The sequence below is a fragment of the Thermopolyspora sp. NPDC052614 genome (assembly GCF_040678635.1).
Lineage (GTDB): Bacteria > Actinomycetota > Actinomycetes > Streptosporangiales > Streptosporangiaceae > Thermopolyspora.
In genome coordinates this window covers 474,059-489,679 of sequence record NZ_JBFATZ010000006.1, presented here as the reverse complement: position 1 = coordinate 489,679, position 15,621 = coordinate 474,059, and the positions used below count along the sequence as shown (strand labels likewise).

Genomic DNA, 15,621 nt, shown 5'->3' with positions numbered 1-15,621 from the left:
CCTCCCACTCCCGCATGGCAGGTGCCGCCCTTCCCGGGCCGCCTGCGACCTGGTCGTGGCGCTGCCACGGCCACGACCTATCGGGCACGTCCTGTGTCGGCGATCGTGGTCACAGCCACGGCCACGTCGCGTTCGCGCCCGCCTCCAGCAGGGGGATCAGGCGGAACGAGGCGTCGGAGAAGCCGCCGAACTCGTGGCGGTTGCGCGAGCCGGTCGGCATCGCCGCGTGGCGGTAGCCGACGAGGTTGTAGCCGTAGATCGGGATGTGGGCCGGGACCGCGTCGGTGACCTCGCGGTTGTAGTAGCCGGTCATGGTCTGCATGTCGGACATGATGACGACGCGGTCGTGGTTGTTGTACGTGCGGCGGAGCGAGTCGGCGATCTGGGTGCCGTGGCCCACCTCGCCGATGCGCTTGCAGAACCGGTCGATCTCCTTCAGCACCGAGGCGCCCGTGCGGATGCGGTGCGCGAAGACGCCGTCGGCGAAGCCGTACAGGTCCACGCTCGCGCCGCGGGCCGCCAGGGCGACGCCGAACAGGGCGGCGGCCTGCACCGGCGTGACCGTCGAGCGCGCCGAGACCGTGCCGGTGGACATCGACGCCGAGGTGTCGACCAGGACCAGGGTGCGGCCCTTGAACGCCGGCAGGTTGCCGGTCGCCAGGGTCAGTGCCCTGTCCAGTGCGTGTCCCCACCGCGGCGACGGGGCGGTGCGGAAGGCCGAGTAGAAGCGGAACGGGAGCTGGCGCGAGCGTGCCACCTCGTCGGGGTCGGCGAGCTTGGCCGCGATCCGCTCGGCCACTTCGTCCGGGACGCCTGCCTGGTCGAAGTTGCGCAGGTTGCGGAGAAGCGCCATGTAGCCCATCGACGGGATGACCGCGGTCCACGCCTCGGCGTCCATCGGGCTCTGGAGCCAGCCGGCGAGGGCCTCCCAGGTGATGCCGGCGCGGGTGAGCCGGTCCACGTCGGCGAGGGCCGCGCGGCGGGACTCGCGCGGCAGCGCCATCAGGGACGCGCGCTCGCGCAGGACGCGCAGGCGCTCCGGGACGGGCTTGTCGCGCTCGTGGCGGCGGTCGAGGGCGTGCTCGAACAGCTCGCCCTGCCACGGCTTGTCGGGGGCCGGGGCCGGGTGGACCAGGTCGATCACGTCGCCGAAGCGGAAGCCGCGGGTGTCGCCGTCGTACTTGGCGAGCGAGCGCTCGGTGTAGAGGCGGCGGACCGCGTCCGCGACGCCGCGCTTGATCGGCTTGGGCAGGGCGCGGCCGTGGTTCGCCGTCCAGTACGCCAGGGCCTCGCCCGGCTCGTCGGCGCGCTGCAGGACGGACGCCACGAGCCGGCGGTTCGCGCCGTTCAGGCCGGCGGTGAGCCGGGCCGCGACCGCCTCGAGGGCGGCGACGATCGGCGCGGTGCGCATGTTCGCGGTGCCGCGCAGCCACGGGAGGAAGTCGGCGAGCCACTCGACGTCCTCCACGGCCACCTGGTGGACCAGGCGGCGGAAGCGCTCGTCGCGGTCCCGTGCCTTCTCGTAAAAGGTGTCCTCGCCGACCATGTTCGACACCGCCAGCAGGAAAAGCTCGCTCTTGACGTCGCGCGCGTAGCCGGGGGCGCCCTCATGGGTGCGGCCGGACGCGACCGTTTCGGTCGTGACAGGGCTGGACACCGATGCCCGCTTGAAAAGCTTGTTGAACTTTGCCATGACTGACGAAGCCCCCCTTCTGCCGGTCGTAGTGGAAATGGTCGAGAGGAGGCCCCCGCCCATGGAAGAACGCCCGAGGTCGAAGCGGTGAAGCCGCTGCTCTGCCATTGAGCTACACGGGCAGGAGAGCCCGTGACCGGATTCGAACCGATAACATCTCATTACCAGTGAGAAGTAGGCCTCGCCTGCGCACCGGGCGGTCTCCCATGGTGGCATCCCCTCCCGAGATCGAAGTGACGGCGGACGCCCGTCCATCGGGCACCAGGCCCGTGTGGTGGGCCTGCGCGGAATCGAACCCCGAAGTAACCGCTGTCCGCGCACCGGGAGGTGCGTATTCTGTTATGCCTCTTCCCGAGGTCGGGGTCGGCGGCGGGCTTTTTTAGACAGACGCTCTATCCACGCTGAGCTACCGCCCGCTGACGGATGGGCGGGATTTGAACCCGCGACCATCTGTAGCCGAAGTATCCGCTGCCTTCGCACCGGGAAGAGTTTATTCGATTGTCGGACGCCTCAGAGTTCGGAGCGGCGCCGGTTTGCTTTCTCCCTGAGTGTAAAAGAAGTAACCGGAGCCTTCGCACCTGAGGCTGATGACAACCATACATATCGCTCGGTCGTGGCTCATCTGATTTTTTTGGCGCCGACCGGAATCGATTGCCTCCCTCGTCGCCGGGACAAATCACCCGACCGCATGTCAAGATCCTCTGTACCGGCGCCGCCACGACCGCGCTCCGGTCGCCTGTGACGTCGGCAACCGCGCCGACGCGCGTACCCCGCGGCGCCCGGCCGGTCGGGCCCGGTCGCGAGGGCGGGGGCGAGGGCGGGGAGGAGGCGCGGGCGACGTGCGGCGACGGGTGAGATGGCTCAGGGCGGTGGCTCGTCGCGCCTGGGGCGGTTTCGCCCGTCGCGCGTTGTGCGACCTGGCCGAGGCGGGCGACGCGGAGGCGCTGGAGGCCGTGCTTGAGGTGGCGCGATCGCGTCGCGGTCGCGGCGACCGCGACCCACTGCTGGGCTGGGTCGCCGCGCGGTGGGTGCGCCACCGGGACGAGCGGCTGCGCGCCGTGGTGCTCGAGACGGGCGCGGTGGCGCCCGGGTACGGCGACGCCGTGATCACGCTGGGCCTGCACGGGCGGCTGGCCGAGGGACCGGTCGGAGCGATCGGCGACCGGGTCGTGGCGTGCCTCGACGACCCGGACGAGACGGTCCGCGCCAATGCCGGGAGAGTCTGCGAGACGGCCACCGGCACTGCACTGGACATTCTGTGGCGTTACGCCGCCGCCGGAAGGCGTCCCGAGCTGGTGGACCCGCTGATCGCCAACCCCGCGCCGCTCTCCGAGGCCGCGCTCGCCTGGGCGTGGGTGACCTGGCTCGGCGGCGACGACCCCCCGGTGACCTTGACCGAGCGGCTCAGCGTTCCGGCGAATCCCGCGCCCGAACATTACTCGTCGATCTCACCCGCGGGCACCCTGCTCTGGTCCGCCCACCGGCAGAGCATGATCGTGCTCGGCCTCGCCAAGCCGGCCCGGCTGCTGGCCGCCGTGCTGGCCCCGGGGACGCCGGAGCATGTGCGGGAGCGGGCCGCCGTCGGCTGCGTCCGGCGCGACCTCATCCCCGCCGACCCGGTTGAGCGCGCCCTGGTGCTGCTGTCCGCGGGCCAGGGTGAGCGGTATCGCGAGTCGGATCCGGACGGCTCCCTGCTCGCCGCCCGCTACCCCGTCCTGTCACCCGCCCGGCGTGCCCTGCTGCGGCGGGCGATGCTCCGTACCGGGGAGATCGCACTCCTGACGGCGGTGACCGGCGGCCCGAAGCGGTGGACCGTGGCCGAGCGCGCCGCCGCGGTCGACCGCCTGGCGACCCTCGGGGAGTGGGAGGAGATCTGGCGGATGTTTCCCCGGCTCCCGTTCGAGGAAGGGCTGGAGGCCGTGCGGCGCATCCGCGATTGGCGTCCGCCGCCGCCCGACGACGAGCTGTTCGACCTGCTGACCGAGCCGCCGCCGACCTGGAACCCGCTGGTCATCCCCGACCCGGGCCTGCGGGAGACGCTCGGCACGTTCAGCGCGGGCGGCACGCGCCTGATCCTCCTCGACGGCTTCAAGGACCTTCGCGACGGCGTCGTCGTCCGGATGTACGCGATGCCGGACGGGACGCCCCTGCCGTCCCCCGACTGGCCCCCCGTCAAGGGCGGTGGCCACCTGCTGGGGGCGGCCCCGAACGGGCCCGGCTTCGTCGCGGTCGCCCAGGGCAACCGTCTGCTGTTCGGCAACCAGATCCTCCGTGAGATCGACGTATCCGGGCTTGCGACCGCGTACGCCTTCCACTCGGTGGCCGCGGAACGGCGCACCGGACGGCTGGCCCTGCTCGGTGACAGGGACGTCGTGCTCGCGAGCCGTACGGGCCGGGCGCTGGCCACGATCCCGTTGGACGTCGAGATGTGGTGGTCGGGCGCGTGCCCGTTTCATGTCGCGTTCCCGGGGGACGGCCGCCTGATCGTCGTCGCCCACCGGCCGGGGGGCGAGCTGATGCTGCAGGAGTGGGCCTTCGACGCCCGCCGGACGCCCGTGCGCGTCACCCGCCGCGACCGCACCGCGTTCCGGCCGCGCGGCATGGTGAGCCCGGGCCCCCGGGCGAGCCTCGCCCGCTACGACGGCGGGGACAGGATGGCCGTGGCGGACCGTGGCACAGTGCGCTTCTTCGACACGGCCACGCTCACCGAGATCGACGAGCCACGCGTACCGTCGTCGCCCAAGGCCCATGTGTGGTCGGTGTGGAGCTCGCCGGGCGGGGAGTACCTCGCGATCCACACCTCCGCGGGCGTCGAGGTGCACGGTCCCTTCTCCCGTGGCGCGGAGCGGATGCTCGCCCGCCCGCTCGCCGAACTGGGCCCCGCCGAGCTGAGGACGGTGGCGCGTCTGCGCGGACGGTTCCCCGACCGGCATCCCAAGGGATGGCGGCTGCGCCTGCTCCAGGAGTGCCTGGAACGCCGGATCCGCGCCGCCGGAGTCACCGCCCGCGAGGGCGATGCGTGAGGGCGATGCGTGAAGGCGGTCGTCAAGCCGGAGAGATCGCAGTCTGCAGGACGCCGGCGGCGCTGACCAGGGCCGCGGTCACGCTGCCGCCTGCGAGCATGCGCAGGTCCGTCGAACGCAGGAAAGGTCCCCGAGGGCGGAGGGCAAGGGCGACGACCACCCCGCATATCAGGGCGACGGTGGGAAGGAGCGAGTGCTGCTGGAACCCGCGGACCACGCACACGGCCGCCACCGAGGTCGCCACGGCCACCGCCAGGGGGCCGAGGAGCCCTCGGGCGCTGCGGCCGAGCAGGGCGGCGGACGCGGCCAGCATCGCCACGGGCGCGAGCGCGATGGCCGCCATGGTGGCCAGCGAACTGGCGGTCGCCGCCGAAGGAAGGGAGTCGGCCACCGCCGTGAGGACGAACATCGCGGCGGCCGACAACACCAGCGCGCAGCCGTTCCCGCCCAGCATCCAAGGCGGCGGTGGCGCCGCCCTGGTACGCCGGAGCAGTTCCCAGGTGACCCCCGCGATGTAGGCGGCCACGACACACAGGAAGATCGCGTGATACCACCCGATCCAGGAGAAGGTGTGCGCCCGGACCAGCATCCAGTTCACCCTCGGGGCGGGATCGAGCAGCCAGGACGCCTGGGCGGCGGCCCCCGCCGCGCCGCCCGCCGCGGCGACGAGCCACCTCGACCGCGACCGGCCCGGATCCGGCAGGAGCGTGACGGCCCTGGTGAGCCCGTAGATCACCGCGGGCAGCAGGATCAGGTCGCCCACGGTGCCGCTCCAGTACCGCCACATCCCCGGCTCGGGGAAGCGCCCGACGAGTGAGGCGACGGCCATCACCCCGAACCCCGCCACAAGGCAGACCGCGGCGGCGAGGCGCGCGTGCGGCATGGCGGGGGAGGTGACGCTCATGAGGGCCTCGCGGGTGGGGGTGGGACGGGTGTACGGCGCGGAGGAGGGTGACCGGGGTGCCCTTCCCGGGCTTTCCGGACTTCCCGGACTTCCCGGACTTCCCGGATTACGCGTCCGGCGCCCGCCGGAGCGCTGCCGTGATCGCTGGGGACGAATACCTCGTCGAATGTACCGGCGGTTTCACCTTGGTGCTCACCCGGGTTGTTCACCGGGTTGCTCATCGGCCGTAGAGAACCCGGGCACCGCGGATCCTGGGCGGACCGGCGGGGTTGGCGTACTCGTACCAGGCCCGCAGGCACCAGAGGATCTGGCCGCGCCGGGCGGAGCCCTCGTCGATGCCGATGTTCCGCTCCTCCTTGGGAGCCCGCCTGCCCGCCTCGCCCTCGCCGTACGGGCCCTCCTGGACCAGTCCGACCTCCGCCTCGGGCGCCGCGCGCTTGACGTACCGGTGCAGGGCGTCGAACGAGCGATCGCCCAGTTGCCTCCACCAACTGGTGGGGGCGGGCAGCGGGCGCGGGAACACCGAGCGCACCGCCTCGTCGACGCGTACCAGCCAGTCGATCGTGTCGGCGGCGTCCTTGGACGCGGCCAGGCTCTTCAGCCACCCCACCACCTTGTCGTGATACTCCTTGCGCGCCTGTTCGTCCGCCAGGGACCGGGCGCTCGGGCCGGGCAGAGCCGACGTACACAGGTTCCGGTCGAGTTCGACGGCGTTGAGCACGTCGCTGATCACCAAGGCCACGTTTCGATAATGGTCGAGCGCTTCGGGGCCGAGCGCCTGCGCGACGTCGTCCCGGATGCCTTCCGGAGCGCGGAGCTCGTCCGCCGACTCCGGAGCCAGCCGCTTGACCTCCTCCCGTCGGCGTTCGGCCTCCTCGGCCGGCAGCCGCAGCAGGGCGGCGGCCGCCCATGCCGGATCGCCGGGGGCGGTCGGCCCCTCGTCGAGCCATCGGGCCGAGGCCTTGTCGTCGAGCAGCCTGCCGGTCAGCTCGGCGAGCCACGCGGGCACCTCGGCCTGGTCGGGCGCGGGTGCCTCGGCTTCGTCGGGCGCGGACGTCTCGGTCAGGTCGGGTACGGGCGTCTCGGCCTGGTCGGGCGCGGGCGGCGTGTCCGAGTCGGAAGGCGGCGTGCCGGGCCGTGCGCGGAGGAGGCGGGCATCGAGCTCGTCGCGGAGGACCTTGGCCGCGCGCAGCACGGATTCGTCCTCTCCGCCGTAGCGGTAGATCCGAAGCGAGAGGTTGGCCGTCAACCGGGCCAGCGCGTTACGGGTGAACCTGCCGAGCTCCGACCGGGGGGCGTCCAGAAGGGTGTCGAGCGCGTCGAGCAGCGGGTCGGTGGCCATCAGTGCTCCCCGGTGAACGGATCCCAGGACGGGCGCCAGTTCGGCAGGCCTTCGTCCATCCGGGCCGCGTAAACCGAGCCGGTCACACCGTGCAGCACCTCGACGCTCGTCGCGGGCAGGTAGTCCGGATACCCGGCCACCACACGCAACCGGCCGGTCTCGTCCAGCGTGGCCCAGTGCCGCAGCGTGTGCCGGACCCGGTGGCTCTCTTCCGGGTACGGCGCCGCGACGGAGCCGAGGTCGATGCGCTCGCCGTCCGCGCCGATCGCCACGAACCGGTAGCCGCCCGCGGGCGCGAGGGGCAGCGCCGTGGCGGACACCACGCCGCGGACCGACGGCGCCTCCATGACCAGCTCATAGAACATGTGCGGGAAAGCGACCTCCGGATCGGGGTCCAGCCTGCCGAACACCGGCACCGCCTCGCCGTCGGCGTCCATGACGTGCACCGACAGCCCCCGGCCGACGATGTCGCGCAGCATGTCGGGTCCCAGGGACATGCCGTCCGTCGCGCCGTCCACGATCAGATGGCTCTGCGTGCCGTGGCGCAGCAGGATGGTGGGGTTGAGCTCCTGGTCGATCTCGAACTGGAAGTACACGTCACGCACGGCGGGGTCGAGGTCGCCGATCCGGCTCTGGTAGCGGAAGCGCCCCCATTCGATGGACTCGCCGCCCTCGATCCTGCGGTGCACGCGGATGTCCGGGCGCAACGGCATCCAGCGGCTGCGGGCCCGCAGCCGTCCGTGCCGGTCGCCGATGTCGAACTCCGCGCCGGAACCGATGAGCTCGGTGGCGACGGAGTCGTTGTCCACCAGGTCGAAGCCGCCGGGCACGGTCAACAGCAGATTGTCGATCTCGATGTCCAGCACGTCCTCGCCCTTGGCGAGCCGTCCCATGTCGAGCGCCTGATCGCGGTCCACGGCGCTGTTGTCACGCAGGCTCTGCGCCCAGCAGGCGCCGATGGAGGTGGCGGGCTTGGCGTAGTCGGTCTCCACGATCAGCGCGGCCGGATTCCAGACGATCGGGCGCGCCGTGCCGTCGTCGACGTTGAGCTCGGCGGAGAAACGCCTGAGCACGGTGTCCTTGACGATCGCCATCTCGCAGGACTTGCCCGACAGGGCGATGCAGTCGAGCACCTCACCGGTCGAGGTTCCCAGCCTCGACCGCGTCAGGTCGGCCGCGAGCGCGACGGCCGTCCCGATGATCGGAGCGGCGAGCCTGGCGAAACCCTCCTGATCGAGGCGTACCTGCTCCGGCTTCAGCTTGCCGACGTTGTCACGGCGGTCGAACTTCTGGGGAAGCGCCCCGGCCAGGTCGCTGAGCCGGGAGGCCGGCAGCTCCCAGGCGTCGCCGCGGCCGAGCTGGTGCTTGGCCTTCTCCGCCTCGGTCCACAGCAGGTCGAAGGCCGCCTGCCCGCCCGCCCCGGCGTGCGTGGGCAGCAGGTCCCGCAGCGCCTGCGCGACCGCGGGAGGCGCGGGAGACGGGTCGGCGTTGCCGAGGATCAGGTCCGTGAAGCGGGGGCGCAGGCCCAGGTGACGCCCGCCGTTTCCGGCCGGCGGCGCGTCCAGCGCGTCCACGATCAGTGCCTTGAGCCAGTAGAAGATCTTCAGCGTGAGCAGGTCGCCGCCGAGCTGGGGGTGACCGGTGGAGCCGAGGACCCGCGGACGCAGCAGGTAGTGGCGTCCCTGGACCAGCGGGTCCAGGCCGGGCACCGGGCGGGTGAGATCGTGCAGCTCCAGCAGGAGCAGGGCGATGTCGGTGGTGCCGCCGCCGATGTCGATGACCAGCAGGTGCTGGTGCCACATCCGCTTGCCCGGCACCGGGCGGCAGCGTGCGCGGAACGCCTCGATGCCGGCCTGCGCGTCGCCGCCGAAGTCGCGCATCAGGAAGAACAGGGCGGCGGCGACGGCCTCGTCGTAGTCGATGTGCGCATCGAGCGGGGAGCGCAGGCCGAGCGCGTCCGCCACGAGCTCGCGCAGCCGGTGGCGGGCCCCGGCGGGCGTGGTCGTGGGGTAGGTGACCACCACCTGCTCCACGCGCCGTCCGGCGATCTGCGCGTCGGGGATTGCGTCCGCGTACTCCTCGACCCTCCTGGCCAGGTCGGCGTAGGCGGCGGCGAGGAGGAGGTCGCTGTCCCGCGCCCAGCCGTCCCGCCGTACGTCGAGATCGTCAGGGAGCCGCTCGGGCGCGATCAGCCTGCGCTTGAGCCCCCGGCACAGCCGGGCGTCTCCGTCGTACTCCAGCGGATCCACCAGCAGCGGCCCCTCATCCCGCTCCGGCGGCACGGCGAGCACGCTCGGGATCTCCTCCGACCTTTTGGGGCTGAGGGTGAGCGCCACCCGATCCAGCTTCAGCGAGGACAGCGGCGGAACCCGGAACGCCTGGTCGTGCACCTCGTGCAGGCGGGGGATCAGCCAATCGCCCAGGTCGCCCTCCAGGGGCAGGTTCTCCAGCTCCCAGGACACCGCGTCGAGCAGGGCGCCGCGCGGGGCGTCGGACGCCGACGTGGCCTGCTTCTCCAGATGCGCGGCCAGCTCGGCGCAGTCGGCGAAGGGACCGGTCGTGACCCCTTCGCGGGACAGCCGGTCGTTGACGCCCTCGACCAGCGTCCGCTTCACGGATTCGTTCGGCCAGCTCAGCCTCAGCAGTTCGGCCATGCGGCGGTGGGCCTCCGCGGACCGGCCGGGATCCATGCTGCGCAGGGGACGCCGGCGGTCGTGGAACAGCGTCGCGGTGGCGGCCGACGTGCCGAGATCGATGGACAGCGTGTAGAGCCTCTCGGCGCCGTCCAGCGGCGGGCGCAGCGGCGTCCTTCTGGTCGGCTCGGGTGTCTGGTGCATGCCTCTCCTTAACGATCGTCAGAAACCGGGTCCGCCTATGCCGAAGGACGTGCCGTGACGGCCGCCGCCCGTGTTCATGTGCTCGTCCTCGTCGAGCAGGTCGCCGTAGCCGTCCGAGACGGCGCCCGCGTCGGGCCGGGGCGCGCGGATGCGCCCGAGATCGCCGGGCGTCGGCACCTTGCGGTCCAGGTGGTCCACCGCGGCGGCGAGGCGGCCGTGCAGGTCGGAGAGCACGCGGGCGACCCTGCTCTGCACGGTGTAGGTCATGGCGTTGGCGAGGTCCCTGCGGAGCTGGAACAGGCGGCTCTGGTGCCTGCGCGCCGCGGTCTGCTCCTGGGCCTCGGCGTGCCGGCCGAAGGCCGGGTGCCAGGGCAGCGCGTGCCCGGCGGCCAGCGGGAAGTGGTGCTCGTCCGGGATGAGGTCGCCGCCGCCGGCCGCCTCGATCGACTCGCGCAGCGCGCCGGGCACCCACTGGCGCGGATTGGTCAGGTAGCCCAGGAGCAGCAGGCGCCGCGCGCCGCCGTCGCGGGGGTCGAGCAGGGCGAGCCGATCTTCGAGCAGGCCGCGGGTGCGGGGATCCTCCAGCAGTTCGCGGGCGGCCCGCACCGCCTCCTCGCACTCGGCCACCCACCGGTCCACGGCCTCGGCGAGCAGCTTGAACGCCTCCTGATGGACCTCGGCGAGACCGTTCAGGTACGGCTCGCGCAGGCCGTCGGTGGTGTCGTCGGCATCGTCGTCGGGGTCGTCGTCGGTGATGCCGGGGAACCGGAAGCCGCCGGCGGCGCGGGGCCCGATGGTGCCGTTGACGCTGCGCCGGAGCGTCTTCGCCCACTGCTCCCAGAGGTAGACGTCGTTGATGGCGGCGTGGCGTACGTGGTCGAGCAGGGGCCGCCCGTCCGGCAGGGTGAGCACCGCGGGGTCGCCCAGCCGCATGATCTGCTCGCGCATCGCCGACGACGCCCGGGTCAGCTCGCGGACCACGTGGGCGAGGCGCTCCTCGTCCCTGTCGGCCGAGGACCCGCCGGTCTCCAGCCGGTGCAGGCGTTCCAGCCGGTCGCGCAGGTCGCGTCGCAGCGCGCGGCACTCGCCCACCAGGATGCGTACGCCGTGCTCGCCCAGATGCGCGGCGATCCGCCGCCGCAGCGACTCGATGCCGCCGTCGTCGGCGTAGGCGGCGAGCGCGCGGGCGATCCCGTGCTCGGGCGCGTCCGCGTCCCCGGCCGCGTGCGCGTGCAGCGCGGCCGCCACCGGCCGCCACCGCTCGGCCCGTTCCCGCGTCTCGGGATTCTGGTGGAACACCGCGCAGGTCAGCACCGTCCGCTCCGGGTGCCCGCCGCTGAGTTCGCCGGCCGCGCGCAGCAGCGAGGCCAGCTCCTCGCTGCGCTCGCGCAGGGCGGCGAGCGCGACCGGGGAGCCGACGGGGATCGGTTCGATCACGTCGAAGTGGTTTCCGACCACCAGCAGGGAGTCCCGGAGCAGCTCGCGCGACCGGCGTCCGCCCTCAAGCAGCCCGCGCAGCCGCGCCGGGCCGACCGTCTCGGCCTGCCGGGCGTTGACCACCACGGCGATGCTCGTGATGCGGCGCAGCTCACGCCGGCTGAGGAACTCGTCCCTGGCCCCGCCCAGGGTGTTGAGCCCCGGGTGGTCGCACAGCTCGATGCCGCGAGGGTCGCGGACGGCGGACAGGTCCCACAGCCGCTCGGGCATCTCCACCTGGTAGGTGACCCGCCGGACCAGGGGGAAGACCTCGCGCAGCGTCTCGGCGGTCAGGTCGGCGTCCGCGGGCAGCGGCGCGACGAACCGCCGTTCGGGGAAGTCGGCCGGGATGTCGCGGGAACCGCCGATCTCGACGGCCCGCTCGGGCAGGGCGGGATCCACCGCGTGCTGCGGGCCGGGGTCGGACGCGGGGAGCAGGCGCGAGCCCCGGGCCACCGCGTCGCGCAGCTTGAGCAGCTCGTACACGTGGGCGCGGACCTCGGCGTTGGCGTGCGGGTCACGCCACAGCGGGCGTGCGAACTCCTCCAGCCGCTCCCAGCCATCGTTGATCGGGTTGTAGTTGCGCAAACCACTGATCGGGTACGGCAGGCGGCATTCCCTCACCACCGCCTCCAGTTTCGCCATCACGAAGGCGGCGCACTCGGCGACGGCGTCCAGGGACAGGAAGCCGATCCAGGCGGCCGTCACCCGGGGGGCTTCGCCGTACGGGACCGGCAGCACCCGCACCGCCGTCACGTTGCCGGTGGTCGGCGCGCCGGAGACCTTGAGCAGCTCCGGCATCCGCAGCACCCGGGCCAGCAGGCGCGACTTGCCCGCGTTGAAATCGCCGACGAACCCGAAACTCTGGCGTTCCTTGCTGCGTTCGACGAGTTCCGCGGCGATCCGCTCGGTCTCCTCCCGCGCGACCCGGATGTGTGCTGGAACGTCGGCCGGTCGGTCACGCAGCCGCCGCAGCACCTTCTCGCCATACGACCGCAGCCGCTCCAGCTCGGCGTAGTCATCGGCCATGTCCTGCTCCATTCGTTCCTCCGGGACCCTGCATGTGGTCGATGCGCCAGGAGTGGCGCCAGGTCTCGCGGCTCTTGGCGGTGTCGTATTCGAGCCAGTCGCGTTCGTGGTCCAGGTATCCGCGCAGCTTGTCGCGGTTGACGAGCCGGTTGAACCGATCCCGCTGCCTGCGGCCGTAGAGCGTCCACCGGTTGAGGACCTTCATCGTCAACGGCATCAGGTCGATGGCCACGAACAGGCCGCGCAGCAGCCAGGGCAGCGAGACGATCGCCCAGTTGCCGCGGTTCTTGTCGAGGAAGGCCGACAGCCCACGCAGATGGGCGAGCCATCCGTCGTTGCCGCGGATGGCGTCGATCTCCGCCTTGAGCTCCGGATACTTCGCGAGCGCCTTCTCGTCGCCGCTCTTCAACGAGGTGATCTGCTCGTTGAGGGTCGTTATCTGTTTGTTCAGCTCCTTATCTTGCTTCTTTGTCGAGTTGTTGATCGTCTTCCATAGATTCTGGGCTTCTGTGTAGTCGTCCTTGTTCGCCTTCGCTACCGAGCCATTTCCGATCAGACCGGTGCCGGACGTGCCTTTGCGCTCCTCGACATACACATCCCGGAATCTCTCAACGTCTTTCTTGGCGTCGTCGCGCAGCTTCTTATTGGCGTCGAGTTGCTCCTTCACGTCGCCGCGCCGGGACTCCAGCCTTGTTATGACGCGTTGTCGCGCCGCGTTCGCCTCGGCCTCCTGCACGTGGGCGATCTCCTGCGTGATCTCCGGCCGGAAGATCGTGAGCACCAGCGCGTCCCCGATGAGCCAGGCCACGAGGATCGCGACGGCGATCCGCGCCCCGAAGAAGGTCAGGCGGCCCGCCTTGGCGGGCAGGGTGTCGGCGCCGTACGAGGGCTCGCTCACGATGGACCGATCCAGCGAGAAGATGAGCACCGCCCAGAACGCGGCGGCGACCACGATCAGCGGATGGAAGCCATCGTTGATGATCGTGATGTATATCGTGCAACTGACGCCGGCGAGCAGCGCCACCAGCAGCACGAAGACCCCGAGCATGCTGTAGCGGTACGTCTCGGTGCGCGAGGCGAGATCGTGGGGATCCGTGGCCCCGCACCAAAGCAGGATTCGTGTGATCGGCCCGACCCGAGGCTGCCCGCGCTCCTTCATGGTCTCCCCCCATCCCCGTCGTCGCTTTCATCGTGAGCGAGGACGTCTTGGGAAACATCGGGCGTGGAACCCAACCCGGGGCCCGCCGCTTGGGGTGTTGCCCCCAAGCGGCCGTCAGTTCTCGGTTTTCAGCTTGGCCAGCATCGGCGCGACGCGCTCCGGGTAACGCAGACGGCCGGTGACGTACAGGGCGAACAACAGACGCTGCTCGGTGGACGCGTTGGTGATGCCCACCCGGTCCAGCGCGTTGTCGATGTGGTTGGTGATGGTCTTTTCCGACAGGTCGCCGAACGCTTCGGCGATCTCCTTGCGGCTGTACCCGTCGGCGTACATGTCCAGGACCCTCAACTGCTGCTTGGTGAGCCTCTTGGCGACCTCCTGGTGCGGCTCGGCGACCTCCTGGTGAGGCTCGGCGACGGGCGGCACGATGCCGAGCAGGTTGAGCCGGTCCAGCCCGTTGCGGCGGCACTCCTCGCGGATGACCAGGACCTCGGCGGCGAACCGGTCGGCCGAGATGCCGACGATGTCGATCGCGATCTCGATGGGGTGGCCCATGACGATCTCGTCCAGCAGCCGCAGCTGGGTGTCGCTGAGCGAGATCGAGTCGCTGCGTGCGGCGTCGATGAGCGCGTTCGCCAGATTCGGCTCAAGGTACGGCTGCGCGCGGTGCGTGAACACCAGGGCGTCCGAGATTCCGTTCGGGTGCACGCTCTTGTACAGCACGGCGTGCGCGCCCAGCGCCCACGCGCCCACCTTGGTCTGCCAGTCGTCGCGTGCGGTGATCACCACGATTCGGTAGTTACGCAGCAGGCGCATGACGTCCTCGGCCGGGCTGTCGGTCAGCAGGTCGAGCAGGCACACGTCGAAGATCGCTCGTGACCGCAGCAGCGCGGTCGCGCTGCGCTCCTCGGCCACCACCGTGAACCGGGGGTCGGCCTGCAGATGCCTGACCGCGCCCTCCCGGGTCAGATGGTGATCCTCCACCACGGCCACCCGAATCGGATCGTTCACCTCGGGTCCCCTCCCTGGTCCGGACGTACCTTCAGGATCACCGTCGAGCCGTGCTCCGACGATGAGACGCACAGGTCGCCGCCGAGGGCGCGCAGTCGTTCACGATGCCTGGCCAGGCTGTTCAGCCGCACATCCGGCGGGAAGCCGGGCCCTAGGTCGCGGACGGCGATGCTGACGAGGTCGCCGTCCACGTCGGCCCGGATGAACGCCCGGTCGCAGCGGGCCCGGGTCACGACGTTGAGCAGCACCGCGCGCAGGGCGCTCTCGAGCGCGTCCAGCACGGCCTGCGGCACCTCGCCGTCGCGTTCGCGGAACGCCTGGGACAGCAGCGGCTCCGCCACCAGGCCCAGCTCGGCGGCGTCGCGGATCTCGCGGTGCACGGTCTCCACCAGCCCCAGCCGCTCGGCCGGGCGTCCGGTGTCGATGAAGGCCCGCAGCCGCGCGTGCTCTTTGAACAGCAGACCGCGCAGGTGCTCGAACTCGCCCGCCCGGCCGCAGTCGTGCTCGGCCACGCGGTGCACGATGTGAGCCCAATGGTTGTGCAGCTCGTCGGTGAGCTCCCGGTGATGGCGCTCCTCCGCCGCGCGCCTGCTCAGGTCCGACAGGTCCGCCGCCGACCGGCGCAGGAACGAGGTGCCCCGCTCGATGAGCACGGCGAGCGCCACGAACCCGCTCAGCGCGATGATCGTCTCCGAGCGCAGCAGATCCGCCGGATTCGCCAGCGCGATCGCGACGATGTACGTCGCGGAGATCGCGGCCGTCCCGGCGATCAGCACCGGCGGGCTCTTCGCCAGGGCCGCCCCGCTGATCTGCCCGGTGGTCCAGATGACCAGGGGCGCGAGCACGCTCGTCCGGTCCGTGGGCGGCGCGGCGACGGCGGCCAGCGCCAGCATCACCACGCCGGTGCCCACCTGCATGAGCGCGGTCCGCGCGCCGCCGTACTCACGCAGATGGATGAGCCGCGCCGTGAGGGCGACCGTCTCCGCTCCGGCGAGGACGACGATGACGATTCCCACCCAGACCGGGGTGAGGCTGCGCACCATGGCCGGCGCCGTGCCGAACCACTGCAGGACGTGCAGCGCCCGGTATAACAGCAGGATTTTGGCGAATTGCCACTCCATACGCCTGTCGGCGAAGCGGTATTTCT

9 protein-coding genes and 1 tRNA gene are annotated in these 15,621 nt (G+C 71.5%); 1 reads left to right on the top strand and 9 read right to left on the bottom strand.

Annotation, left to right across the window (positions count from 1 at the left end; genetic code table 11):
• Positions 1-109: 109 nt before the first annotated feature.
• Together AB0K60_RS16625 and AB0K60_RS16620 are read right to left on the bottom strand one after the other, a co-directional pair.
• On the bottom strand, positions 110-1,693 hold the full coding sequence (locus tag AB0K60_RS16625) for a TROVE domain-containing protein (protein WP_364054701.1): 1,584 nt from the start codon (positions 1,691-1,693) through the stop codon (positions 110-112).
• Between the two features lie 127 nt (positions 1,694-1,820).
• Positions 1,821-1,891, bottom strand: a tRNA-Ser gene (locus AB0K60_RS16620).
• A 641-nt stretch (positions 1,892-2,532) separates the two neighbouring features.
• Here AB0K60_RS16620 and AB0K60_RS16615 point away from each other — a divergent pair.
• The gene (locus AB0K60_RS16615; protein ID WP_364054699.1) at positions 2,533-4,716 is read left to right on the top strand and encodes a hypothetical protein; all 2,184 of its coding nucleotides are present in this window, start codon (positions 2,533-2,535) and stop codon (positions 4,714-4,716) included.
• Positions 4,717-4,738: 22 nt separating this feature from the next.
• On the opposite strand, the gene AB0K60_RS16610 is transcribed toward AB0K60_RS16615, so the two are convergent.
• The 7 genes from AB0K60_RS16610 to AB0K60_RS16580 all read right to left on the bottom strand — a co-directional run bounded on the left by AB0K60_RS16610 (position 4,739) and on the right by AB0K60_RS16580 (position 15,595).
• Positions 4,739-5,620: a hypothetical protein gene (locus AB0K60_RS16610; RefSeq protein ID WP_364054697.1), complete on the bottom strand. Its 882-nt coding sequence runs from the start codon at positions 5,618-5,620 to the stop codon at positions 4,739-4,741.
• 217 nt (positions 5,621-5,837) lie between these two features.
• Positions 5,838-6,962 carry a hypothetical protein gene (locus AB0K60_RS16605; RefSeq protein ID WP_364054694.1) on the bottom strand — a complete coding sequence of 375 codons (1,125 nt, stop codon included), beginning with the start codon at positions 6,960-6,962 and terminating at the stop codon, positions 5,838-5,840.
• Positions 6,962-9,799, bottom strand: coding sequence for a hypothetical protein (locus AB0K60_RS16600; RefSeq protein WP_364054691.1), 2,838 nt, complete (start codon positions 9,797-9,799; stop codon positions 6,962-6,964). Before AB0K60_RS16600 ends, AB0K60_RS16605 begins: the two co-directional genes overlap by 1 nt.
• 18 nt (positions 9,800-9,817) lie before the next feature.
• Entirely contained in the window at positions 9,818-12,304 is a 2,487-nt protein-coding gene (locus AB0K60_RS16595; RefSeq protein WP_364054688.1) for a hypothetical protein, read from the bottom strand.
• A complete protein-coding gene (locus AB0K60_RS16590; protein ID WP_364054685.1) occupies positions 12,294-13,463 on the bottom strand; it encodes a DUF4407 domain-containing protein in 1,170 nt (389 codons plus the stop codon). The genes AB0K60_RS16595 and AB0K60_RS16590 overlap by 11 nt, the downstream gene beginning before the upstream one ends.
• Positions 13,464-13,577: 114 nt before the next feature.
• Complete coding sequence (locus AB0K60_RS16585) at positions 13,578-14,474, bottom strand: LuxR C-terminal-related transcriptional regulator (protein ID WP_364054682.1); 897 nt, start codon at positions 14,472-14,474, stop codon at positions 13,578-13,580.
• A complete protein-coding gene (locus tag AB0K60_RS16580; protein ID WP_364054679.1) occupies positions 14,471-15,595 on the bottom strand; it encodes a hypothetical protein in 1,125 nt (374 codons plus the stop codon). Before AB0K60_RS16580 ends, AB0K60_RS16585 begins: the two co-directional genes overlap by 4 nt.
• Positions 15,596-15,621: the final 26 nt, after the last annotated feature.